The sequence below is a fragment of the Mucilaginibacter sp. genome, assembly GCF_028288205.1.
Lineage (GTDB): Bacteria > Bacteroidota > Bacteroidia > Sphingobacteriales > Sphingobacteriaceae > Mucilaginibacter.
This window is the reverse complement of the sequence record NZ_JAQBOD010000067.1, coordinates 12,913-37,660: the sequence shown is the minus strand read 5'-3', so window position 1 is coordinate 37,660 and position 24,748 is coordinate 12,913. Positions and strand designations below refer to the sequence as shown.

The 24,748-nt window shown below is 41.0% G+C and carries 16 protein-coding genes and 1 tRNA gene; 7 read left to right on the top strand and 10 right to left on the bottom strand.

Annotated elements, in window-relative coordinates:
• Positions 1–7 precede the first annotated feature (7 nt).
• Together JWR23_RS17705 and JWR23_RS17700 are read right to left on the bottom strand one after the other, a co-directional pair.
• Positions 8–1,255 carry a YaiO family outer membrane beta-barrel protein gene (locus tag JWR23_RS17705; protein ID WP_299517864.1) on the bottom strand — a complete coding sequence of 416 codons (1,248 nt, stop codon included), beginning with the start codon at positions 1,253–1,255 and terminating at the stop codon, positions 8–10.
• Between the two features lie 331 nt (positions 1,256–1,586).
• Positions 1,587–2,294 (bottom strand): MBL fold metallo-hydrolase, encoded by a 708-nt coding sequence (locus JWR23_RS17700; protein ID WP_299517863.1) that lies wholly within the window; start codon positions 2,292–2,294, stop codon positions 1,587–1,589.
• Between the two features lie 1,124 nt (positions 2,295–3,418).
• Between JWR23_RS17700 and JWR23_RS17695 the strand changes: the two genes are divergently transcribed.
• Entirely contained in the window at positions 3,419–3,937 is a 519-nt protein-coding gene (locus JWR23_RS17695) for a hypothetical protein (RefSeq protein ID WP_299517862.1), read from the top strand.
• Positions 3,938–4,173: 236 nt separating this feature from the next.
• On the opposite strand, the gene JWR23_RS17690 is transcribed toward JWR23_RS17695, so the two are convergent.
• Together JWR23_RS17690 and metG are read right to left on the bottom strand one after the other, a co-directional pair.
• A tRNA-Arg gene (locus tag JWR23_RS17690) sits at positions 4,174–4,245 on the bottom strand.
• An 88-nt stretch (positions 4,246–4,333) separates the two neighbouring features.
• Positions 4,334–6,403, bottom strand: a complete 2,070-nt coding sequence (metG, locus tag JWR23_RS17685) for a methionine--tRNA ligase (protein ID WP_299517861.1) — start codon at positions 6,401–6,403, stop codon at positions 4,334–4,336.
• Positions 6,404–6,548: 145 nt separating this feature from the next.
• Between metG and JWR23_RS17680 the strand changes: the two genes are divergently transcribed.
• Both JWR23_RS17680 and JWR23_RS17675 read left to right on the top strand, forming a co-directional pair.
• The gene (locus JWR23_RS17680; protein WP_299517859.1) at positions 6,549–7,469 is read left to right on the top strand and encodes an LD-carboxypeptidase; all 921 of its coding nucleotides are present in this window, start codon (positions 6,549–6,551) and stop codon (positions 7,467–7,469) included.
• 53 nt (positions 7,470–7,522) lie between these two features.
• Positions 7,523–8,446 carry an FKBP-type peptidyl-prolyl cis-trans isomerase gene (locus JWR23_RS17675; RefSeq protein ID WP_299517857.1) on the top strand — a complete coding sequence of 308 codons (924 nt, stop codon included), beginning with the start codon at positions 7,523–7,525 and terminating at the stop codon, positions 8,444–8,446.
• Between the two features lie 357 nt (positions 8,447–8,803).
• Here the strand turns inward: JWR23_RS17675 and JWR23_RS17670 are convergent, their stop codons facing one another.
• The 3 genes from JWR23_RS17670 to JWR23_RS17660 are packed head-to-tail and all read right to left on the bottom strand — an operon-like array spanning position 8,804 to position 14,254.
• Positions 8,804–9,397, bottom strand: a complete 594-nt coding sequence (locus tag JWR23_RS17670) for a DUF1735 domain-containing protein (protein ID WP_299517856.1) — start codon at positions 9,395–9,397, stop codon at positions 8,804–8,806.
• Positions 9,398–9,449: 52 nt separating this feature from the next.
• Complete coding sequence (locus JWR23_RS17665) at positions 9,450–11,051, bottom strand: SusD/RagB family nutrient-binding outer membrane lipoprotein (protein WP_299517854.1); 1,602 nt, start codon at positions 11,049–11,051, stop codon at positions 9,450–9,452.
• An 11-nt stretch (positions 11,052–11,062) separates the two neighbouring features.
• Positions 11,063–14,254: a SusC/RagA family TonB-linked outer membrane protein gene (locus JWR23_RS17660; RefSeq protein WP_299517851.1), complete on the bottom strand. Its 3,192-nt coding sequence runs from the start codon at positions 14,252–14,254 to the stop codon at positions 11,063–11,065.
• 186 nt (positions 14,255–14,440) lie between these two features.
• Here JWR23_RS17660 and JWR23_RS17655 point away from each other — a divergent pair, with 186 nt between their 5' ends.
• From JWR23_RS17655 to JWR23_RS17645, 3 genes are all read left to right on the top strand, one after another.
• The gene (locus JWR23_RS17655) at positions 14,441–14,773 is read left to right on the top strand and encodes a PadR family transcriptional regulator (RefSeq protein WP_299517849.1); all 333 of its coding nucleotides are present in this window, start codon (positions 14,441–14,443) and stop codon (positions 14,771–14,773) included.
• 24 nt (positions 14,774–14,797) lie between these two features.
• Entirely contained in the window at positions 14,798–16,444 is a 1,647-nt protein-coding gene (locus JWR23_RS17650) for a PspC domain-containing protein (protein WP_299517847.1), read from the top strand.
• 414 nt (positions 16,445–16,858) lie between these two features.
• Positions 16,859–19,303 carry an outer membrane beta-barrel family protein gene (locus JWR23_RS17645; protein WP_299517845.1) on the top strand — a complete coding sequence of 815 codons (2,445 nt, stop codon included), beginning with the start codon at positions 16,859–16,861 and terminating at the stop codon, positions 19,301–19,303.
• A gap of 55 nt (positions 19,304–19,358) precedes the next feature.
• Here the strand turns inward: JWR23_RS17645 and JWR23_RS17640 are convergent, their stop codons facing one another.
• The 3 genes from JWR23_RS17640 to JWR23_RS17630 are packed head-to-tail and all read right to left on the bottom strand — an operon-like array spanning position 19,359 to position 22,443.
• The gene (locus JWR23_RS17640) at positions 19,359–21,857 is read right to left on the bottom strand and encodes a M14 metallopeptidase family protein (RefSeq protein WP_299517843.1); all 2,499 of its coding nucleotides are present in this window, start codon (positions 21,855–21,857) and stop codon (positions 19,359–19,361) included.
• A 17-nt stretch (positions 21,858–21,874) separates the two neighbouring features.
• A complete protein-coding gene (locus JWR23_RS17635; protein WP_299517841.1) occupies positions 21,875–22,222 on the bottom strand; it encodes a DUF5615 family PIN-like protein in 348 nt (115 codons plus the stop codon).
• Positions 22,219–22,443, bottom strand: coding sequence for a DUF433 domain-containing protein (locus JWR23_RS17630; RefSeq protein ID WP_299517839.1), 225 nt, complete (start codon positions 22,441–22,443; stop codon positions 22,219–22,221). Before JWR23_RS17630 ends, JWR23_RS17635 begins: the two co-directional genes overlap by 4 nt.
• Before the next feature lie 123 nt (positions 22,444–22,566).
• On the opposite strand from JWR23_RS17630, the gene recQ reads away from it, so the two are divergent.
• Positions 22,567–24,723 carry a DNA helicase RecQ gene (gene recQ / locus JWR23_RS17625; protein WP_299517836.1) on the top strand — a complete coding sequence of 719 codons (2,157 nt, stop codon included), beginning with the start codon at positions 22,567–22,569 and terminating at the stop codon, positions 24,721–24,723.
• The last annotated feature ends 25 nt before the right edge of the window (positions 24,724–24,748 follow it).

Here is a 24,748-nt window from a genome sequence, read left to right as displayed (position 1 = left end):
CCCAGGATTAAAAATGCCTGATATAACCAATACCGGCATCAATCTGATTTCCCCTGGTTTGTTGCTTATACTCCTGGTTAATCCAGCTTAAGTTTATAAAAATCACATTTAATGTTTTAAAGGCGTGCCTGTAACCAACAGCTATATTGTTTGAACGCAATTTATAAGCATTGTCACTATTTAATAAAATGTTATTCCTCGGGTCATCCGGAGATATACCGGTGCCTATACTAAAACTTAGATAATCATCTGCTCCCGAATAATAATACCTGGCGTTAAGCAAAAATGATTGCGAAACACTATTGTTGTTTGGTGTAAGAAAGCTTCGAAAATTAAACCAGTAATTTTTATAATACTTACTTACTGATGCAGTATATATCCAGGTAGGCCCGCTGAAACTTAAATACCTAAAGCCAGCCTCGCCCTCAAAACTGGCGGGTAAATTAGCGTACAATGAAAAACCCGCCCGGTATTTTGGGAATATACCAACATTAGCCGAGTAGCCGCCGCTTACGTATGCATAAAATATTTTAGATAAATGCGGATAGGCATCTACTTCAAACTGGGCGCCATTGGTTTTAAAACGATTAGCATAATTTATGCGACCCGTTATAGATCCTATAGTGGTTTGCCTGCTATAGTCAATACTCGCCAAGTGCCAGGGATTACTAAATTGCTTATCAAAATTAATGAAATCGTAATTTACGCTAAACTTGTTTTTTGAAGTTTTGTCTTTTATTCGTGCTGCCAGTGCTCTGGCTTCTGTATTTTTGGGGTTTATTGTAAGCACAGTGTTAATAGCAAGGTTTGCCTCATGGAACCGCTTCAGATCATTAAGTACTTTAGCTTTTAATAATAAAAGATCTATCGACGCAGGATGATATCTCAGCCCCTGTTGTACAAATAGCAATGCCTTTGCCGAATGGTCATTCCAATACTCTAAACTGGCATAGGCAACTGCACCGTCTTCGTTATCAGGGTGCCTGTTTAATGCTTCGTCGAGCTGCACACGTGCGCTATCCACATGGTTCGACCAAATATAAAGCCGACCCAAAAATACCCGAATATCAGTATAATCCGGACTTTTAGAAAGCGCCTGTTGAGATAAAGCTATAGCGTCTGCGTAGTTCTTATTGTCGAAAGCCATTTTTCGCGCCTGCTGAAAAAGTTCATCAGACGACGACGGTATACTTTGAGCAAATATTAAGTTTAATGGATTAAGTAACAGAATTATAAATAAAAGTTTATATCGCATAAAAGCAAGCCCGTCGTATCAAATAATATTCTTCCTTTTACGATAAAGGTAAGATAATAGATTGCTAATAATAAGATTAGTTTGCGCAAGCTTAATAAGGATTATTTAATTAATACCCGGGTAGAATATTTACGGCTATATAGTTTATATATCATAGCTAAGTTGAATAGCGTGAAATTTGAAATCTTTGTTATACAAATATTAATTAAAGAGGCAAACAAGGTTGGCCCACTGCATTCTGCATAGACAAAGATAAGTTTAAGGCCAAAGGTATAAAGCTCTCGGCCCTGGTGCTTCAGGATTTGAGTGACTTTCATGTTTGGTGCCCGGCTTAAATGAGTGCATAATCATAGTTAACGAAGGCCTGCCGCGTGATGCTGCCGGCATCCTTCAAAATTGGCCTGCCATGCCCGAAGACCATTTTATCAAAGTCCAGGTTGGTCACTTTCAGGATGCTGCTGATGCCTTCGGCCATATTTTCATAGATGACGCTCAGGCCCAACCCGGTGCTGTTTGACAATAGGTCGCCTGCTATTAGTACTTCTTCGTTTTCTGCCAGCAGCGAGATATGGCCTTTACTATGGCCTGGTGTGTGGATGACGCGAATGCCACCTAACAAAGGCAGCAGGTCATGGTCATTTAACTGTTCGTCTATACAAACCGGCTCAATATTGATGCCGGCCCGTTTGATGGCCAACTCATAGATCAGCCAGTTTTTCAGTCCGGGCGTCAGGCAGATCTCTTTGCGGCAGGCAATACCATAGCGCATGATCTTCGCATCCTCGCTGTGCGCCATTACCGGAACCCCTAACATTCGCTTAAGCTCTTCGGCACTTCCGGCATGATCCGGATGTGCATGGGTCAGAATAATCTGTTTGATATCGTGAGGGTTCTTTCCGGCGTTCTTAATTGCGCCGAAAATTTTTCCTACACTCCCTTTGGTACCGGTATCAATCAGGGTCAGGCCATCATCTTCTATTACAAAAACGTTGACCCAGCCTAAGCTGATCTGGTATATATTACTGCTGATCCTTTTCATACGATTATTCATTTTAAATAAAAACTTATTGATTAATGCGTAAAAATGAGTTCATAGCTCTTGCTTTCGGATTTGAAGTAGTTATTTAACAGTTATCGTTTGTACCTGCAAGGTTGTCCCTGCTGAAATATCAAACGTTGTTTTATGATGCAAACGTTCACAAGGGTCATGTTAACAAGTGTTAAAAGCGACAGTCTGGCGTATTTTGCCTATTAATAGCCAAATTAAAGCGACGATATCAAGTAAATTTTTTAAAAGAAACAGGCAACTTGGGAGAGTGTGGGCACCGGGAAATGAGAAGGCGGGCATTCCTATTAATAATTAACCCGGATTTACCTGTTACGCGCCCATTAGGCAAAACGCAGCTCTTGTAATAAGAAACTGCGTTTTTTTGTGGTCCTTAGACTACAAAACTCGAACTCTTTTATGGCTGATTTGCATTGTGCGGCGGGTTTGGATGATAATTTGTATCCGACTTTGGATGGGATGTAATTACATCGTAACAATAAAAAAGCCAGTTTTACACTGGCTTTTTTGTGGAGATGGGAGGAATCGAACCTCTGGGGTGTTATGATATTTTCGTTCATGCACCGTCTCAACAGATTAACTTTTTTGAAAGCATCCCCGTAACTACCCCAATCCACCTTATTATGTTATTTTTCATATCATTTAAATTTAATTGTTTTACAAAACCGTTTACACTAACTATGCCCATAACTAACTGAAAAAAAGTTGGGAATGGGTAACTAAAAATTAAAGTTGATATAAATGCAAGAACTACTGTTATCCGAAGTACAGTACAAAGGTAAATAATAATTAAGGGAACCTGAATGACTAACGATCTGTATAAATCAGTTCTAAGTCATATTTATCCGCCAAAAACTCGGCGATTTTTTTGACTTCATAATATGCTCCAACTTTTACTTCTGAATTTTGATTAATAACTTACATCAGGCAGAAATATATACCCCCATAATTAATATAATATGGGTTTTTATAATACATAAATTGTGATGAAGTATGCAAAATGACATAATTATACCATTACTTAAAACAGGCAAGAGAAATATTTGTAACTATTTGAAAATGACTATATTTGGTTACACAAACTTAAACTCTCAAGTATGAAATTCCCCAACATCCTCGGTACAATTGTTGCAGAAGCAACATTGACCAACAAAGAATCGATTTCAAAAGCCTTTAATCTTTTTGCCGATCAAAGCCGTTTCGATTACTTTACATTTAGAAACGACACTGTCAATTGGGTTGCGAAATTAGTACTTTTCACGGGCCATGACGAATCTGGTGTACCTACAAGACCCGGATATGTAACCGAAACAGGAGTTACAGTTGGTGGCGTTAACGTTACAGAAAGGTCAGCTCAAACAACAACGTTGCAGCCACAAGTGAAGTGTTTAGCAACGCGAGTTAAGTGTTCCGCTCAATGTTTCAGACCGAGTGATGGCGCTCAACAACAGATAAATTTTCAAGATCATGTAGCACCTGCTGGTAAGTACTTTATTAACGCAACCTTTGGCATAGCTAATCCAACATTGGCAGGTAACCAAAATGACACACAGGCGTTTGTCGAATTAATTGATAATGATGGTGCCAAATACACACTCACTGTTAATATAAAGTGATTAATTACACTATAATTGTGGTATCCTTTTTGTTCCTTTAATATTAATTATGTAGAAATTAATCCAACTAAAAGAGGCCGTCTCATAAGTAAAATCAAGGCTCTGAGAATCGCTTATACGAAAATACTCTCCACCATCTATCCGAATAAATCAAATTAAAAGAGGCTGGTCACACACTTATGAGACAGCCTTTTTTAATTTGATTCCCATGACGCACCAACGGTGGATCATTTCAGTGGTCCCGACGAGAATCGAACTCATATCTAGAGTTTAGGAAACTCCTATTCTATCCGTTGAACTACGGGACCTTTTTTATTGAAGTGCAAATGTGCAAATTATAGCTGAGTTAGTCAAAAACATTTGCACATCTGCATATCCACGCATTTGCACATTAATCTATCTTACAACAGATCCATTGTGCAAATCATCAACGGGCGATACAAAGCTCAGTTTGCCTTCGTTATCCTCGGCCATTAATATCATACCCTGCGATATGATGCCTTTTATTTCGCGCGGTTCAAGGTTAACCAAAATACTTACCTTTTGCCCTATAATGGCATCGGGCTCATAAAACTCTGCAATTCCCGATACTACTGTACGCTCATCAATGCCGGTATCAATAGTTAGTTTAAGCAGCTTTTTGGTTTTGGCAACTTTTTCGGCAGTTAAAATGGTGCCGGTTCGTATATCCATTGTAGCAAAGGTTTCATAATTGATGTTTTCCTTTGCGGGGGTTATTGGCGTTTCTTCCACTGCTTCGGTTGCTTGTTTCTTATTATGTAATTTTTCTATTTGTAAAGCTATTACCTCATCCTCAACCTTCTCAAACAATAATGCTGATGGGTTTAGCTGATGGCCGTTTGCAAACGCTATTTCGCTTTCAAAATCAATCTGGGCAGGCAGGTTTAGCATGCCAAATATTTTTTTAGCGGTAGCCGGTAAAAACGGCTGTAAACAGGCTGCTAAATGCCCTATTATAAACAGGCAATTATGCAATGCATCCTTAGCATCTGCAGGATCGGTTTTTATCGATTTCCAGGGCTCTTTGTCTGTTAAATATTTATTGCCCAAACGCGCAATATCCATTACGCTTTGCAGGCCCTGCCTAAATCTATAGGTTTCCAGGCTGCTTTCCAGCGAATCATAAAATATACCTATTTCATCATTTAAATAGCCATCTGTTAGCCTGATTTTAACGGTATCGCTTTCTACTTTGCCATCATAAAACTTGTGCATCAGTATCATTACACGGTTAACAAAATTGCCTAAAATAGCTACCAGTTCGTTGTTTACACGGGCCTGGTAATCTTTCCAGGTAAACTCGCTGTCGCTGGTTTCGGGTAATATTGATGTTAGTACATAGCGCAACTCATCCTGCTTACCGGGGAACTCTTCCAAATACTCATGCAGCCACACCGCATGGTTGCGCGATGTTGAAAGCTTATCACCCTCCAAATTTAAAAACTCATTTGCAGGTACATTTTGAGGTAAAATATACCCGCCATGCGCATGCAGTATTGATGGGAAAATAATGCAGTGAAACACAATATTGTCTTTACCAATAAAATGGATAAGGCAGCTATCATCTGCTTCATTCGCCTGTTTTTTCCAGTATAGTTTCCAGTCTTTTCCGTTATCAATGGCCCATTGCTTGGTTGCCGAAATATAGCCAATCGGCGCATCCATCCATACATAAAGCTTTTTGCCTTTAGCCTCTTCTAATGGCACATCAATCCCCCAATCCAGATCGCGTGTCATAGAGCGAGGCTGCAGGCCTGATTTTAGCCATGATTTGCATTGCCCAAATACATTTACTTTCCAGCTGCCCTCTTTTTTATCTATCCATTGCTCCAGCCAGGGCTGATATTTATCCAACGGCAAATACCAATGTTTGGTAGGGCGCAAAACCGGCGATTTACCACTTAGGGTTGATATTGGATTAATAAGGTCTGTTGGGTTTAATGAGGTGCCGCATCTTTCGCATTGATCGCCATAGGCATTTTCATTATGACAGTTGGGGCAGGTACCTATTATGTATCTGTCTGCCAAAAACTGGTTAAAGTCTTCATCATAATATTGTTCAGACATTTTTTCTACGAACTCATCCTTTTCATACAAATTCAGAAAAAACTCCTGCGAAAGATCATGATGTATGGGTGATGACGTGCGATGATAAATATCGAACGCTATACCAAACTCTTCAAAGCTGCTTTTAATTTGGTTATGATATTTATCAATTATAGCTTGTGGTGTTGTGCCTTCTTTTTTAGCTTTTATGGTGATGGCTGCGCCATGCTCGTCTGATCCGCAGATGTAAACTACATCCCGTTTCTTCAGGCGCAAATATCTAACAAAGATATCAGCAGGTAAATATGCTCCGGCTAAGTGGCCAATATGCAACGGGCCGTTAGCATAAGGTAAAGCCGAGGTAATAGTGAATCGTTTAAATTGAGTAAGTTGCGACATAATGGATTTGGCAAAGATAAGCTATTTGGTTTGGGAAGCAAAAAGGGCGTTGCACAACACATGCATACCTGCACCTAACTGCACTATTTTACTTGTTCAGTACCGGTATAAACCATAAAGTCAGAAAGTTTTTTTAATATTGGCTATGCATAACGCAACGCCAACTTCCGGAATACAACCCCCATATCTTAAAAAGGGCGACAAGATTGCAATAACCTGTCCGGCCAAAAAATTACCCGGCCCAATGACGGATGCTATTACCCTGCTACAATCATGGGGGCTTGAGGTTGTTTTGGGCGAAACGGTTGACGCATCCTTTCATCAATTTGCCGGGGATGACGACTTTCGCGCACGAGACATGCAGCGCCTTATTGATGATGACAGCGTTAAAGCGATAATTGCCGCCCGGGGCGGTTATGGTACTATCCGCATAATAGATAAGGTTAATTTTAGCCGCCTTGCTCAAAATCCTAAATGGTTAATTGGCTTTAGCGATATTACCCTGCTGCACACCCATTTATACAGCAACTATAATATACAAACCATTCATGGGCAAATGCCGGTAAACATTCCTGATGCTTCTGCCAGATCTTTAGAAAGCTTAAAAAAAGCATTATTTGGTGATGAAATAACCTATTCTTTTAACGCTCATCCTTTAAATCGTTGCGGCGAGGGGGCCGGTGTTTTAATTGGCGGTAACTTAAGTTTGTTAATTGCGTCGTTAGGTTCTGTATCTGATTTTAGTTATGACGGCAAAATATTATTTATTGAGGATGTGGGTGAATATTTATATTCGACAGACCGAATGATACGTACGCTTGACAGAGCCGGAAAATTAAAAACCCTTGCTGGCCTAATAGTGGGAAGCTTTACCGAAGTAAAGGATAACGACATCCCCTTTGGGCAAACTGTTGAAGATATTGTTATGGATGTTGTAAAAGATTATAGCTACCCGGTTTGTTTTGATTTCCCGGCGGGTCATATTCCTGATAATTGCTCTTTAATATTTGGCCGGGGTTTACAATTATCTGTAAAAACACATCATGTTGCGGCAAGCTATATTTAAGTTATAAATTTGCTCAATTAAGCCTAATTTTATCCCCATTAAACCATAATTAAATGACGAGAAAAAGCATATTATTTTTAGCGTTTGCTATGATAGTATTGGTAAGCTGTAATGGCGGCTATCAAAAGGCTACGGACGGGACGTTGTATATTAAGTATACTAACAAAGGCGGCCCCAGAATAAAAGCGGGCGATTTTGTAAGTATGAATGTTATTGTAAAAACAGATCTTGATAGTGTAATAGATAATACTTTTTTAAAGGGAACGCCAAGATTAATGATTTTACCCAACCCTATTTTTAAAGGCGACGTATTCTCTGCTTTACGGCTAATGGCCGAGGGTGACAGCCTTTCTGTTAAAATGAGCGACGACAGCATATTTAAAAAAACTACCAGGCCGGCTGGCTTTAAAGGCCAGTTTGTAATTTATGATATAAAAGTTGAGAAAGTAATACCTAAAGGTACAATGACCGGGCAGGCATTACAAGAGAAAGCGATGGCTTATGTGAGGGGGCTGGCAGATGTGATTAAAAATGCCGAGCCTGCTAAGATTAATAAATACATTGCCGATAAGAAGATGAAGGTTACAAAAACAGACTCGGGCCTATATTATAGGGTGGATAAAAAGGGAACGGGGCCCACGGCAGCAGTAAATGATACTGCGGTGATAGTGTATGTAGGCTCATTATTTAACGGAAAAATTTTTGATACTAATATTTTAGAAAAGGCCCAAAGCGCAAAAATATTTAACCCTAAACGCGAGTATCAGCCAATAGGTATACCGGTACAACCACAAAAAGCTATAGCCGGGTGGATACAAGGCTTGCAATTATTAAATAAGGGAGCTATTGCTACTTTTATAATACCATCAAAACTGGCTTATGGCAATAATGGCAATGGCGTTATCCCTCCTTACAGCCCCCTGGTTTATCAAATTGAAGTGGTAAGTATTATACATTCTTCGAAGGCTAAAAAATAATTTGAATTTTATTACCTGATAACTGATCAATAAAACCACGAACAAAAAAGCCCCGCGATAATATCATGGGGCTTTGTATTAGTATATAATTATTAAGCAGTAAATTATGTGCCTGCTGTAATAGCGTAGATCAATTTATTAAACTGTTCTACAATTACGCCCTGGCCGCTTGCACTTGTAATAATAAGTGGTAAAGCGTATTTAAACGTTGGGTCATATTAATACCAATGGCCACTTTTCATTAGCTTTTACTCCGGCCTAATCAATGAACAGCGTAACAACGCATTTAAAACCGCGCCAAATAAAAAAAGCCCCCCAAATCTCGGGGGGCTTTTGAGTTATTAATTAAATATGTTATTATGGGCCAACTACAATTTTGAAAAATAAAGTTTTGAATTGGTCAACAATAGCGTCATTTCCTGTTGCCGATGATATAGTAAGTGGCAGCATGTAAGTTACTGTTGGATTAGCAGTCTGCAATGTTTTAAGAGCAGGGCCATTAACAGTGAACGATACGTATCCTAAGCTGGTTGGTAAAGTTACCGGAGTGCCTACTATTGGCAGCACCGGGGCAACACGCTCTACAATACCAGGAACAATGTTAACAGTAAGGCTACCTGCTATAGTGTAAACGCTTGCAGGTAATAGGGTGTAAGTTGTTCCATATTTAGTTGTCATTGCAGCCTGGTCAACAATTACCGTAACCGCTGTAGGCGACGTAAGATCGCGCGGTGCGGAAGCAACTATCTGGGCGTTAAGGCTGCTGGTTGCTGCTGTACCAGATATGGTGGCAGTTGTTAATTGCTTGGCATTAGCCGTCAATGCAAAATCAACAACAGGCTTATTCGATGCAAAATCGATAGACCTTCCATCATCTTTTAAACATGAGCTAAAAACAGTCGCCAACATCAATGAAGCCGAGGCGAGTTTTATATAAAATAGTTTTTTCATCTTTTAATTTTTTAATTTAATTTATAGGGTTAATGCCTTATTTAACTTTAAATTACGGTTTCGCCCAAAAAATCCTGCCTGTAAATGTATCAGCCACACCCGCTTTAGCTACGTTAGCAGCATTGGTGTTGTACTCGGTTAACGGATACGGGATCCGCGCCGGTTGGGTTGTACCGGTAGCGGCCGGGAATATAGAGCGGGGCAGATCCGGATAGCCTGTTCTGCGGTACTCATTAAACGCTTCAAAGTAATTGGCAGGATTTAACGCAACCCATTTTTGATAGATAATAGCACTTTCCTGTACATCATCTGATCCGGCAGCAGGATAAGCATAAGCTGGCTTGGCCAAATATGTGGTTGCCGCGGTAGCAGTTAAACCAAAATCAATAAATGAAGCGGTTACACCTGCGTTATATAACGTAGCAGGTATCCCTGTTATTAAACCACTTTTAGCGGCTTCTGCCTGCAAAAATAATGATTCTGCAGCCGTGAAGATCGGCGATGATTTTACCGGGTTTAATATAAACGCGCTGTATTTACTTTGGTTAACGCCTACCAACGCGGTACCTGCATTATTAAGCTCTTGCGGTGGCGCGGTTTGACCAAGGGCGGTAGCTTCAATTTTACCAACAGCGGCATTAACAATAGGAGCTGTAGTAGCTGAAGTTGATTGCGCATAAACCTGGAATAAACGAACATCATCAGGCGCGTATGGTGTACCGGCCCCGATCAGTTTGTTAACATAATATGAGTTAGCAAAATAAGTAGCACCTGACCCGGATACACCGCCGGTTTGCGTGAAACCAACCGCTTGATCGATAGGTGACTGTTGGCCGTTGATATTGGCATAACCCGGCTGTACGTTAGCCTCGGCTCCTACAACTAAATTGCCTGATGTGTTAGTTGGTACAGCAACGTTAATGTAACCGATAGCAGCAGTAGCCTGTACTGCAGTTTTAAGTGCCGCGGCTTTGGCAGCAACGTTTGACTGGCGAATTGCTAATTTCAATTTCAGCGTATTAGCAAATATTTTCCAGTTACCCATTTCAGTAGTTTTGTTAGCGCCATACACAATGTCTGATGTGCCTGGTGCATTAACGGTGGCTGGCGCATTGGTAATTAACACGATAGCCGCGTCAAGCTGCTTCATCAGGTCATCATAAATCGACGAACCACTGTCATAAACAGGTGTTAAATTAGTTGCGCCCTGCAATGCCTGGCTGTAAGGTACATCATTATAATTATCAACCAATGTCTGGAACATATAAACCTTCATGATCTTAGCTATAGCAGTATAGTAAGGATCGGTAGTTGATTTGATGATATTATCATAACTGGCCAGGTTAGCGTATATAGGCGTAAAAAAATCAAAGGTCGACGTGGTGTAGATATACTGGTATACTGCCTGGTCTGGCTGTGTACCGGTACTCCATGACAAATAGCCCGAATAAAAACCATAAATGGTAAGCCTGGTTACACGCGAAGATCCCGGAGCAACCAGGTCTGCGGTTGTTTTTAAGGCGCCGGCCAGCAATAACGCGGGCGTTGCAACAGCCGGCGTATTAGGGTTAACCGCCAGTTCGCTTAAAAATGTCTTCTTACAACCGCTCCCGGCCGTTGCAAGTATCAAAATAGCAATTATATATTTTTTCATTTTTTTTGTTGTTAAAAAGTCACATTTAAAGACCCGCCAAATATACGGGTTGCTAAAGTTGTACCAACGAAACCTTGGTTGTTACCGGTTCCACCAAATTCCGGATCGAAATATTGATTGGTTTTCGGCCTGAACATTAATAGGTTACGTCCGTTTACAGCGATGGAAATCCGTTTGATAGCTTTGATACTCTTAGTAAACGATGTAAGATCAAATACCAGATCGGCCTCTCTTAGTTTCCAATATGCACCACTGGTTGTGTAGGTTGTATTTGCGTTATAAAACGCGCCGCTATCCCAGAAGTTAATGTTGCCTTCACTAATGGCTGAATTAGTATTAGTTACGTATACAGGGGCGGCGGTAGTCCCGGTATTAATTACTGAGTTAGGGAACACAAAACGGCTACGGCCTGTAGAGGCAGAAAATGCTGATATACCAGCGCCTGTTAGGGTTCTTAAACCGTCAAGATATACTACATACCCTGTACGGAATTCACTGGTAACGGTTAGCGTAATAAATTTATAACTTACTGTTTGCGTTAAACCTAATATATACTTAGGTGTGGTACGGCCCAGCGGGCGCACAGTAGGGTCGGCTACCGGGTAACCGGTAGCAGCGTTTACTACAGCATGGCCCTGGCCATCGCGCAATATATCGGTACCTACTAATTGTGGGAATGCTAACCCTACAATAGCCTGGTTATTGTTTGTAATGGATATTGCATTTATCCCGGGTATAATCGAAAGAACTTTTGAATCCTGGATAGCCAGGTTTCCGCTCAAATCTAACCCTACTTTATTCTTCGCTTTGGTTAAAACCTGGCCACTTAATCTAAACTCCATACCATAGTTTCTTACATCGCCCACATTAAGCGTGGTACTTGTATAACCGATTGATGGTGAAGTTGTAACCTGTAGGGTTTGATTAGTGGTGTGGTTATTATAATAAGTAGCAGAACCTGTAATTCGTCCGTCAAACAAGCCTAACTCCAGGCCCAATTCTGTTTCCCTGGTAACCTCAGGCTTTAATGCCGGGTTGTTTAAGTTGGCTGAAGGGTATAAAGCGGTTAAGCTTCCGTAAGGAAAGCCTCCGGAAGCTACGCTTGGTACAGAGAAGCTGGTTGGTTGGTAAAGATAAGGACCAATGTTTACGTCACCCACTTCGGCCCAGCCACCTCTTACTTTTAAGTAGCTGATATATTTGTTGTCTTTTAATGCCGGTATAGCATTTGTTAACACAATTGAGGCGTTGGCAGATGGGAACCAAATAGAACGTACAGACTCTGCAAGACGAGAATCATGTTCGTTACGTACAGTTCCTTCGATAAAAGCAACATTCTTATAGGCTAAGTTTAGGTCGCCAAAATAACCGGTCTGTCTGATTTTAGCACTTTCCTGGGTAGTTGTAGGCTGGCCTGAGATATATCCGATGTTATAAAAATCCTGGATAAACAAACTTGTGCTGCTGTTGGTGATACGGTTATAATTTTCTTCCCAAATGGTAGCACCTATACGGGCGTCAGCTTTAAAATTTGTCAGAAAATCATGTTGAAAGTGAACCAACATGTCTTGTGTGGTACGTGCAAAGCCTTGCGGTCCTGCTCCTGTTGAGTTAGAAGCATCACCAAACTGGGAAATATTTGTTACCTGGCCAGGGAAGATCGGCGTACCTACACCTGAAGCGCGGTTACCGGTACCTCCCGGATCAGAAAGTGCATACTGGCTATAATTACGTTGGCGTTGCGTAAATTGAGACTGATAAGTACCAAAGTTAGTAGCTAAACGATAAGTCGCATCAAGCCACTTGTTAAAGGTGTACACACCGCTAAAACTACCATTGAACGCATCCTGACGTACATTTGTCCTTGACTCTGCTATACCTGCATATGGGTTGGTATTGTAAGAGTTGAAATAGGTATTCCGGTCAGCAAAATCTGAATAAATATTTTGGAAATTTTGCAACGGCACCCATGATGGGGTGTTTATCAATGTGTTTATCGGATCAGCGCCGGTGCTTTGATCTGATTTAGAGTAACTCGCTGTGAAATCCGCTTTAAATTTGCCATAAGTATGCGCTGCCGATATCCGTACTATGGTACGTTGGTAGGTATCGCCGGGTGTAATAGCGGTTTTATCCAGGCGGTTTAAAGACAAGTTAAAGGTATTACCTGTAGCAGCGTCACCTTGTGAATATGAAAGTGCATTTTGCTCGGTATGGGCAGTCTGGTAGAAACCCCAGCGTGAATCGGGGTTAATGTGTGAATAAGGATATTTCTGTGTGGTACCGTTTTCCAAAGGAATACCTAACACTTGCAGGCTGCCATCATATAAAGGGCCGTAAGATTGGTTTTCGTAAGAGATTGGGTGAGTAATAAAACCTGTGTTAGGATCAAGATCGCCGGTTTCACCACCATAGCTACCAAAAAGTTTTTGAGTAGCAGGTATGTTTGCAAGCTTCTCTAACTGGTAAGTATTACTGTAACTAATCTGCGGAGCGCCATTAGACGAACCTTTTTTAGTGGTGATTACCATTACACCGTTAGATGCCTCAGAACCATACAATGCTGATGCTGCCGCACCGTTCAGCACGTCAACACTCTCAATGTCGTCCGGGCTGATGGTGTTAACATCATTTGGCGAGATTGGCACACCGTTTAAAACCACCAACGCGAAGTTGTTGCCATTAATGTGGCGTGTACCGCGCAGGGTAAAACGTGTGGCAGGATTAATGCCGTTGTCCTGCGTTGTAACTACCAAACCTGCTACCTTACCGGCCAGGCCGTTGGTAAAGTTGGTAACACCACCGTGCTTAAGCTCCTTGGCACTAACCGAAGTTGTAGTGTAGCCCAAGCTTTCTGAGGTCCTTTTAACACCAAAAGCGGTATTAACCACAACCTCACTTAATTGGTTGGTTGTAGTTTCAAGCATCACTTTTAGTTGAGTGCTGCTGGCAGATACTTCTTGGCTTGCGTAACCGATAAAGTTGAACACTAACACCGCGGTAGGTGGAGCGCTTATCGAAAATTTACCATTCACATCTGTTGGCACTCCAACACTTGTTCCTTTAATTTTTACTGTTACTCCCGGAATGGGTAGGCCATCATCCTTGGCGGTAACCGTACCAGTAACTGTACGGTTTTGTGCGAATACTTGTGTTACGCATAACACCAGAAAACACAAACTTACTAGTAGAAGTTTTTTCATGTTTGTTAATAATAAGATCAGTTAATAGTTAATTAATTATAAAAGTAGTGTTCCATTATCAAAAAGACAAATAAAATCGTTAAAAAATTGAAAGTTTTTTTCCGAAAAGTGCATTTAATTAAAAAATATTAAATTATTTAGTACCATGTATTGCATAATACATTTTAAAGCATATATCTTTGCCATATGATTGCAGAAAACACACAAACACAAATGCGTAAGGGTATATTGGAGTATTGCATACTATCAATCATAGCCCGTGACGAAACTTACGCCTCTGATATAATTGCCGAGCTTAAAAAAGCACAACTACTTGTTGTAGAGGGCACTTTATATCCATTATTAACGCGGTTAAAAAACAATGGCCTGCTTACTTATAATTGGGTTGAATCAACGTCTGGGCCGCCAAGAAAATATTATGCGCTATCTGATGAAGGCCGGAAGACGCTGGAACAGTTGGATAAAACCTGGCAGGAGCTTGCCTTTGCAGTACAAACCACTATTGGAAAAAAGAAATAAACCAAACCGATAAAATATCATATCATGAACAAAACGATCATTATAAACATAAACGGCACCGTTTTTCATATTGAAGAAGATGCCTACGAAACATTAAAAACTTATATGACGGATGTAAAACGTCATTTTTTAAACTCGGCAGACAGCCTTGAAATTACAACAGATATTGAAAACCGCATTGCCGAAATGTTTACTGATATACTGGCCCGTGAAAACAAACAGGTTATAGTTGAGCAGGATGTTAGGCTGATTATTGAGCAAATGGGCACAGTTGAAGATTTTGAACATGCCGAAGAAGAAACATCATCCACACACAATAACTATACCTATAATAATAGCGCCACACGTGCGTTGTTCCGCGATCCGGACGATCATTTGTTAGGTGGTGTTTGTGCCGGGCTGGCAAATTACTTTGATATACAAACTATATGGGTAAGGCTGGCCTTTGCCTTGTCTGCTGCTTTTTTTGGAACCGGCGTTTTATTGTATGCTATATTGTGGATAATAATCCCCCGCGCTATTACCCGTGCAGACCGCATGGCCATGAAGGGCGAAAAGCTAAATCTTCAGGGTTTTAAAAACAACTTCGAAGAAGAATTAAGTGCTGTGCGCAACCACTTAACAAATTTGCAGGAAGAAGCAAAGCCCCTTGTATATAAGTTTAGAGACTTCATAAATGAGTTCTTTTTCCACTTAGGTAAATTTATCAGAGGTGCCGGTAAAATATTTATTAAAATATTGGGCATAATGATACTATTGGCCTGTTTAGGCTTTGCCATATTCCTGGTAGTTTGCCTGGGCCTTGCAACCGTATGGGGCGACTCACATACGCACATGTTCCCATTTAGCGTCATGTTAAATGAATATGCAAACAGAATATATGTATCCGGCTTTATTGCGGCCTTTATTCCTGTACTTGCTATTTTCTTATTAACTATTAAAGCAATATTTAATACCCGCACTATCGATAAGTCAATTGCCTCTGTAATATTTGTAGCCTGGTTATTTGCTGTTGGGGTACTGGTTTTTTACGGCTCAAAAATTGCAGCCGGTTTCAGGTCATCCGCCAGCTTTAACCAAACAGTTACAATAGCTCCTACCCCTAAAAACACCTATTATTTAAAACTTAATGATGTAAAATACTTTTCACATGATGATAGTGTTAGGCTCGATATGAAATCACATTTTCAAAACATGGTTGTTACCGATGAGAATAATGATTTTGAACCGGATAACCTTTCCATCAAAATAGAAAAAAGCGACGTGAGCCAACCTGTTCTGATCGAGACCTTTCATGCCAAGGGCAGCCACTATGATGACGCATTATTAAACGCGCGCAATACCCGGTATATATTTGTACAGCAGGACTCAATTTTAAAATTCGACCGGTATCTGCAAAGAATGCCAGGCGAATCATGGCACGACCAGGAAATTGAACTTACTTTAAAGATGCCTTTAAATTCAACCCTGATAATTGATGAAAGGTTAAATGAGTTCTTGAGAAACGGTATCAATGTGCGCGAATGCAAAGAAAGCAACAAAAAGCCTGACGCAACATCGGCCACATTTATCATGACAGTTAACGGACTGGAATGTAAAATAGATACATTGGTTACCCCGGTAATAAAACCAGATTCGGCTAAAGTTGCAAAACCTGCAAAAGTTAAATAATGAAACTATTTGTTACATATATAAGGTATATAAGTCTGCTGCTTATTGGCGGGCTTATATTAACCTTATATATTAATAGTATAACTCCTATTACTACTAAAGCAGAAAAGCATGTGGCAGAAAAGAATGACTTATGTAGTACCCATAGTAAATCGCCTTCCATAACCTTTTCACTTTTAGATGATTTATTAGGTGCACTTTTCCCCGCATTAAAAAATTAAATCAATTTGTAACCTTAACCCCCTTTTATGCATCTTATATAAAACATTTGCCCCGGCATTTAAAAAGATACGCTATGAAGAACAACAGCCGGGAAACAAAGCCGGTTAAATAAAAATATCAAACCTTAATTAACAAACTAAAAAAGAAGGAAAAAATCCTTCACTGGCATACTATTGCCTAAAATTTATACTTATGAAATCAATCACTACTAAAATATATTATACGCTGTTATTAACAATATTGGGCTTTAGCACCGCATTTGCGCAAACAGCAAAATCAACCATTACCATAACAGGCAAGCTGGTTGGCGAGCAAAATACACCTATAGATTACGCTACCGTTAGCCTGCTAAAAGCAACAGACTCTACCGTTGTGAAGGGCACACTTACCAATGGCGACGGCGTATATTCTTTTGACAACATTACCCCGGGCAATTATATAGTTAAAGGAACAACTGTGGGATATAATAAAGTGGCAAGCGCGGTATTCAGCGTAACCAACGCACGCCTTGCCGTTCCTGATCTAACTATGCACCCTAATGTGAAAAGTTTAAATACGGTCACCATTACCTCATCAAGGCCATTAATTGAGCGCAAAATAGACCGCACCGTAATGAATGTTGAAAACAGCGTTCTGGCGGCAGGCAACACCGCTATGGAAATTTTAGAAAGGGCGCCCGGCGTAACGGTTGATAAAGATGATAACATCAGCCTGAAAGGAAAACAGGGCGTAACCGTAATGATAAATGATAAGCTGACCTATTTGTCGGCAGCACAGCTGGCCACGTTGCTGCGATCGACCGATGGCACTACCATACAATCCATCGAGATCATTACCAACCCATCAGCTAAATATGATGCGGCAGGTAACTCGGGTATCATCAACATCAAACTAAAAAAGAACAAGCAGAGTGGCACCAATGGTAGTGTTAATATAGGTGGTGGCTACAGTAAACATCCACGGGATAACATGAGCCTTAATTTAAATCATAAAGAAGGTAACCTTAATCTTTTCGGCACATTTAGCCATGGCGATAACCCACGTTACCGCGACCTGGATATTAGCCGGATCATTACTGATAATACCGGCAAGCACACTTATTTTGATCAGCTAACGCAAATGTCGCAAACCAATCATTATAATAATTATAATACCGGAGCCGACTACGACCTGACCAGTAAACACATCATAGGTTTCGTGATAAGTGGCTATTCAAACACGGAGAACGACAATAATTTTACCCCTACTACTATAGGAGCTGTATCGGGCGTTGCAGATTCGTCATTAAATACTTCTTCGAGCATTAAACAATCTTATAAAAACCTTGCCTTCAATGTGAATGACCGGTATAAAATAGATACACTTGGGCAGGAGTTAAGTATTGATTTGGATTATTCAAAGTTCAATAATAACTCTATTGCACAATACAATACAGACTATTTTCTTGCAAATGGCAGCAAACAACACGACCCATTGTTGCTGCGCAACCAAACGCCATCAACTATTGAGATTTACTCTGGCAAGGCTGATTATGCCAAACCGCTTACCAAGACTATAAAGCTGGAAGCAGGAGCAAAATTAAGCAGTGTTAAAACCGATAATGATCTGCGGGCGCAAAAGGCCCTGGTTGACGGTACATATATAAATGACACAACCCGCACTAATCGTTTTATTTATTCTGAAAAAATAGATGCCGGTTACATAAACCTGAATAAACAGTTTAAAAACGGATCGGTACAGGTGGGCCTGCGTGGCGAATACACCCAATCAAATGGTAACCTGGTGGGCAGTACACAGGTGGACCGCAGTTATTTTAATTTGTTTCCGAGTGTGTTCCTGAACCGCACGCTGGATAAGAAAAATGAGATCAGCCTATCCTACAGCCGCCGTATTGACCGCCCCGGTTATGGTAACCTTAACCCTTTTATTTATTATCTTGACCCTTATACCTTTTCAAAAGGGAATGCATTTTTAAAACCGCAATACACCAATAACTTCGAATTTGATTATACCTATAATAAAACGGTCAACGTTAGCGTGGGTTACAGCCGTACTACTGATGTGATTACCGAACTGATCCTGACCCAGGGGAACAAATCGTTTCAAACCAACGATAACCTGCAGGTACAAAACAGCTATAACATTAATATATATTCACCTTATACCATCACTAACTGGTGGACAGGCAGCTTTAACTTTAACGGGTTTTACCTGGGCTTTAAATCAAACGGTTTATATGGAGGAAATGTTGACAACGGGCGTGCAGCATTCGTTTTCAGAACAACGCAAACCCTATTGTTCGGCAAATTTAAGGCAGAAATATCGGGCAATTATAATTCTTCATTAACTTATGGCATTTATAACATATTCCCTAAGTATGGCATTGATGCCGCCTTAAGCCGCTCATTTGCAAATAAAAAGTTTAATGTTAAAGTAGGCCTGGATGATATATTTAACATGCGCCGCAATAATATCAGCAGTAATGAGCTAACCAATAATTTTATTGTTAGGCAAAAAAGCGATTCCCGCTTATTAAAACTTAATATTACCTACAACTTTGGCAATTCAAAAATTAAGAAACGCGAACACCGCGGCGGCGCAGAAGATGAAAAAGGAAGAGTAGGGGGTGGTAATTAAGCTGGCAGTGGGCAGCAGTTAACTGCTAACTGTCCACTTGCAAACTGCCAACTGCTCATTGCACCATAAATACCGCATTGCTAAACAACAGCTTACCATTTTCCCAAAAACCGCGGAATAATGGGTCGTCAACCAAATACACTACAGAGCCCCGGCCCATAGATTGTACGCCTAATAATAACCCGTCTTTTATTTTCTCTTTGCTTTTTTCGCCAACGAAACCAGAAACGTACGCGTCTTTCTTAATGGTGCCTACGTTCCAGTTGCCATCGTCTAAAAGGGGATAAACATCATCACTTAATTTAAGCGTGTAATAATATTTAGGGAAACCAAACCCCAGCGGGTGGGTATTATCTAAATTAATCTTATAAATAGCACCCGGCACGCTTGTTTTGATTGATTCGCGGTCGCGGTCGCCATATATTCTTATAGATGGTTTGGTTTTGCCTGTGTCGGTATCTATTCTTTTGATATCAAATCCTTTTTTGCCCGCCAGTTGCGAAACCGCGTCCTGCAGTACAATCAGTTTACCGCCATCTTTAACCCAGCTCTGCAATTTTTCTGACGGGAAATCATCATAATTGCCATCAGGAAAAATTATCGCGTCAAAATCACCCAGCTTAGCACGGCTTAAGTTTTTATAATTAACCAACGATACGGGATAACCTATCTGCTGCTCAAAAAAGTGCCATATCTCGCCCATGCTTTCTGAGGATGCACCTTCGCCCGATACCAGCATTACTTTTGGCGGATGGATATACCTGATAAAGCTTGAGCCCAGGTCTACCCCTTTATCAACAAAACCGGTTGTTAGCGGAGTTAGCTCGCGCCCGGCAGACATTGCTGCATAATGTACGTTATCATCAAAATCCACATTGTCATTGCCTGCCCTTGCTAAAATAAGCGATCCGGCACCAAATTTTTTACCCGCGGCTTCGAACGGGATTTCAGCATAACGCACCTTGATGTTCTTTTTAAATAGCTCCACCAAAAACTTAACATCATTAACAGACTGCCAGGCAGCAACGTAGGCATAAGCATGTTGTTTATTTGCTGATTCTGTTGGCTGTGGTGATAGCGATCCGCTGTTCATTTGTTGCGGAGCAACTTTTATAGGCTCCTTAAGCCCGTATGCCTGTAAGCCATAGGCATACGGTAATGACCACGCGGTAATATCATATGTGTTAGAGTCGGCCACAAAAGTTTTGGGCTCCAACAGTACATGCAACAATACTGATTTTGGCTGATAAGCGCTAACAACCATATCATTAGTATTAACATCAAACTGTTCTGTTTTACCATTGATATAATTAAAGCCTGATGCATTGGCTTTTACTCCATAATTATACTGGATGCTGTTTCTGCGAAGTACCTCTGCAAGGGCGTTTAACTTATCTTGATTATCGTTTTTAATAACGTAGGTTTTATAATCGCCGGTTGGGTTGGCGCGGCTATTATCAAAATACTTTTTAAATTCTCCCAGTGCTTTTGTGGCATTAGCCGATGCGGTTTCGATGGTGCTTAAGCTGTTTGAGTGATGGTGAGCGATACGGTCCTTCAAGGTTAAAACATCACCCATGCGGGTAGTTACTGCCAGGCCCGCCCCAATGCCACCCTGCTCATAGGTCATACCTATAGAGCCGTTATAGATAGGGTACGTGTCGCCGTATGATGGATAAAGCAGATCAAACTCTTCCTTGGTAAAATATAGCCAGCCATTTTGGTCAAAGTACCTGGCGTTGTTTTTTCCAATAATTGTTTGAAACTCTTTTTGCCAGGCAGTAATATCCCTGTGCATTGGCTCGGCTGCCGGAGCAAAGTAATAAGGCGAATTATAGCCCTGTTCATGAAAATCAACATGCACCTGCGGCAGCCATTGATTAAATAAGCCTACCCGCGCCTGCGTTTCTTTTTGCGTTTGCCAGGCCCAATCGCGGTTCAGATCAAAATAATAATGATTTACCCGGCCGCCCGGCCATGGCTCCGCATGTTCGCGCGCTGCCGGATTAGCATCGGGTGCACTTCCCTTTACCGAGTTATAGAAATTTACATACCGCTCATGGCCGTCGGGGTTTAAACAGGGGTCGATTACAACAACCGTATTTTTTAACCAGGCTTTTGTTCTGTTATTAGCCGGATCAACCATATCAAATAAGGTTTGCATAGCTGCCTCGCTCGAGCTGGGCTCGTTACCATGAACGTTGTAGCTTAGCCAAACTATTACCGGAGTATTGGTTGATGCAGTACCGCTATCTCCTAATCCGGCAAGGCCTAAGTTATTCTTGCGGATATCTTCCAGCCTGTTAATGTTTGCATCAGATGCAATGAACATCGCCACCAATGGGCGGCCCTCGTTAGTAGTGCCAAACTGCACCATCTTTACATTTTTTGATTCGGTGGCGACATATTTAAAATAGTCTACTATACGATACTGATAGGTAAATTGTGTGCCTAACTGATAGCCTAAAAATTCTGATGGCGATTTAATGCTTTGTGCGAATGTTGAAAAGGCAATGATTAAAAAGATAAATAAGAGGAGTATTTTTTTTGACATATGATTACCGGTACTTTTTATGAAAGCTTGTTGCTTATTTCTATAATATCTTCTTTTCTGTTTAACAAATCGACCGCTTGTTGCAAGGCAGATTTCAATATTTCACACATACCTGCATTTGATGTGTTGCCGCAAGTAATCCAAATTAATTGGGGTGGGCTGCCATGCAGTTCAATTAATCTAACAAAATCATAATCCTTACTCATCAAAGTAATATTCGCTTTTCTAGCCTGATCAAAAATTTCAATGTCAGTAGCATCTCTAAGACCTAAAGAACGTACAGACTTTGCCGTTAATTTGGGGAAATTATCATTTATCCAGGAAGCAATAAAAGGAGATATTTGTGCATCAATCCAAATAATCATGCTGCTATGATAGGATGATCAAGTTTGCTACCAGCATATTTTAAAGCGGCTTCAATATCTTCTGGTTCAAGATCCGGTAATTCTTGCAATACTTGGTTTTGTGTTAAACCCGAAGCAAGCAAATCAATAACATCTACCACACGTATTCGCATACTACGTATACAGGGTCTACCGCCACATTGCGCTGGGTTTGTAGTAATACGCTCTTTCCAGTTATTCATAATCAAATTTACCTTTAAAAAAGAAAGAAAGCAAAAATTCACAAATTTCTTAAATTAGCTTAATTCAGCATCATCCAAAATCTGCACATTTGCATATCTTCACATCTGCACATTAAAAAACACATGACACCTACCCAGGCCCTGCAAAAATATTTTGGATATAGCGAATTCAGGCACGAGCAGGAAGCTATTATACAGCATGTTTTAAACAGTAAAGATGTATTGGCGCTGATGCCTACCGGCGGTGGCAAGTCGCTATGTTACCAGCTGCCTGCGGTGTTATTAAACGGTTTAACCATTGTTATATCGCCGCTTATTGCTTTAATGAAGGACCAGGTAGATAGCCTGAATGTAGCAGGTATACCTGCAGCTTTTTTAAATTCTACGCAATCGCCGGATGAGCAGAGCCGTATTATTACCAAACTAAACAGTAACCATATTAAGCTTTTGTATTTGGCCCCCGAGCGCTTGTTTGGGTCGGAAAACAAGTTGGTGCAATTTTTAAAATCGCTGCCTGTCCCCGTAGCGCAAATAGCTATAGACGAGGCACATTGTATATCCCACTGGGGCCATGATTTCCGTCCGGAGTATTTGATGCTTGCCGGACTGAAAGATCATTTCCCGAACATCCCGGTTATCGCGCTTACAGCTACTGCCGATAAACTGACTCAGAAGGATATCCTTGAAAAACTTAATCTTAAAAGCCCGGCTATATTTATTTCCTCTTTTAACCGGGCCAATATTACTTACCGGGTAAACCCAAAAAGAAACAGCTTTGACCAGCTGCTTGATTTTTTAGAGGGCCGCAAAGATGAATCAGGTATAATTTATTGTTTATCGCGCAAATCAGTGGAAGCCCTTGCGACCGATCTGAAAGCGCAGGGTTATTTGGCCGAGGCCTATCATGCGGGTTTAGATAATGCCCTAAAAGCCCGGAACCAGGAAGCCTTTTTGCGTGATGATGTAAAAATTATAGTTGCCACTATCGCTTTTGGCATGGGCATCAATAAATCTAACGTGCGTTACGTGGCACACATGGATATGCCCAAAAACATTGAAGGGTATTACCAGGAAACAGGGCGCGCGGGGCGTGATGGGTTGGAATCGGCAGCGTTGCTGTTTTACTCGCCGGGGGATGCTATTAAGTTGAAAAGCTTTGTTAGTATTGACGGCGACCCTGAGCAAACGCAGATCATGATAAGCAAGCTCAACGATATGGCAAAATATTGCCAGCTCCCAACTTGCCGCCGCCAATATTTGTTAAACTATTTTGATGAACAGGCACCCGATCATTGCGGCTCATGCGATGTTTGTTTGAGCGAAATCACCAAGTTTGACGGAACACTGATCGCGCAAAAAGCATTGTCGGCAGTATACAGGTTGAAGGAGCGCTTCGGCAGCACCTACGTGATAGATTTTTTACGCGGATCGAAAAACGAAAAGATACGTGAAGAACATAAAGAACTAAAAACCTACGGCGTAGGCAAGGACCTAAGCAAAGCCGATTGGCAGCGCTACCTGCGCGAGTTGGTCGCCTTAGGCTATCTGCAATTTACTGATACCGAATACCCGGTTTTAAAACTAACCTCAAAAAGTGAGGCGGTTTTAAAAGGATTGGAAAAGGTCGATCTCATCGCCACACAAACTATAGAAGAACGACCAACCGAAGATCTGCCGTTTGAGAATGACCTGTTAAGCATCTTAAAAAATACACGCCGCGATATCGCGTTACAGGAGAATGTACCTGCTTATATTATTGTTTCGGATGCTACTTTAATGGAGATAGCCACCTATCTGCCGCAAAGTTTGGATGAGCTGCGGTTTATTTCTGGCTTTGGCGATATTAAACTGGCACGATATGGACGCGAGTTTTTAGCGCCGGTTAAAGTTTATGCCGATGAGCGCGGCCTTAATTCAAAGATCAGCCAAAAAAGTAAAAAACGCGAGCGTAAGGTTAGGACAGAAAGAGTTAGCACACCCCGCAGCAGTGACACCCGGATGGTAAGCTTAGAGTTATATCGCAAAGACAAAACCATTGCCGAAATTGCTGCCGAGCGCGGGCTTTCTGTATCAACAATAGAAAGCCATTTAAGCTATTTTGTACAATCGGGCGAAATGGATGTGCTTGATATGGTGCCTGAAGGGAAGATCCCGGCTATAAAAGATGCGGTTGAAAGTTATGGTGCCGATAGGTTAGCACCCCTAAAGGAGGTATTAGGCGCTGATTTTACTTATGGCGAGATTAAAGCGGTATTGGGCTGGATGAACAGAAATCAATAACTTTGGTTAACACCCCGCGACAAAC

Coding starts and splice junctions, on each gene's coding strand:
- JWR23_RS17630 (WP_299517839.1), bottom strand. CDS start 22,443: ATGAATAACTGGAAAGAGCGTATTACTACAAACCCAGCGCAATGTGGC.
- metG (WP_299517861.1), bottom strand. CDS start 6,403: ATGTCGCAACTTACTCAATTTAAACGATTCACTATTACCTCGGCTTTA.
- JWR23_RS17645 (WP_299517845.1), top strand. CDS start 16,859: ATGAAATCAATCACTACTAAAATATATTATACGCTGTTATTAACAATA.
- JWR23_RS17680 (WP_299517859.1), top strand. CDS start 6,549: ATGCATAACGCAACGCCAACTTCCGGAATACAACCCCCATATCTTAAA.
- recQ (WP_299517836.1), top strand. CDS start 22,567: ATGACACCTACCCAGGCCCTGCAAAAATATTTTGGATATAGCGAATTC.
- JWR23_RS17665 (WP_299517854.1), bottom strand. CDS start 11,051: ATGAAAAAATATATAATTGCTATTTTGATACTTGCAACGGCCGGGAGC.
- JWR23_RS17635 (WP_299517841.1), bottom strand. CDS start 22,222: ATGATTATTTGGATTGATGCACAAATATCTCCTTTTATTGCTTCCTGG.
- JWR23_RS17700 (WP_299517863.1), bottom strand. CDS start 2,294: ATGAAAAGGATCAGCAGTAATATATACCAGATCAGCTTAGGCTGGGTC.
- JWR23_RS17675 (WP_299517857.1), top strand. CDS start 7,523: ATGACGAGAAAAAGCATATTATTTTTAGCGTTTGCTATGATAGTATTG.
- JWR23_RS17695 (WP_299517862.1), top strand. CDS start 3,419: ATGAAATTCCCCAACATCCTCGGTACAATTGTTGCAGAAGCAACATTG.
- JWR23_RS17655 (WP_299517849.1), top strand. CDS start 14,441: ATGATTGCAGAAAACACACAAACACAAATGCGTAAGGGTATATTGGAG.
- JWR23_RS17705 (WP_299517864.1), bottom strand. CDS start 1,255: ATGCGATATAAACTTTTATTTATAATTCTGTTACTTAATCCATTAAAC.
- JWR23_RS17670 (WP_299517856.1), bottom strand. CDS start 9,397: ATGAAAAAACTATTTTATATAAAACTCGCCTCGGCTTCATTGATGTTG.
- JWR23_RS17640 (WP_299517843.1), bottom strand. CDS start 21,857: ATGTCAAAAAAAATACTCCTCTTATTTATCTTTTTAATCATTGCCTTT.
- JWR23_RS17650 (WP_299517847.1), top strand. CDS start 14,798: ATGAACAAAACGATCATTATAAACATAAACGGCACCGTTTTTCATATT.
- JWR23_RS17660 (WP_299517851.1), bottom strand. CDS start 14,254: ATGAAAAAACTTCTACTAGTAAGTTTGTGTTTTCTGGTGTTATGCGTA.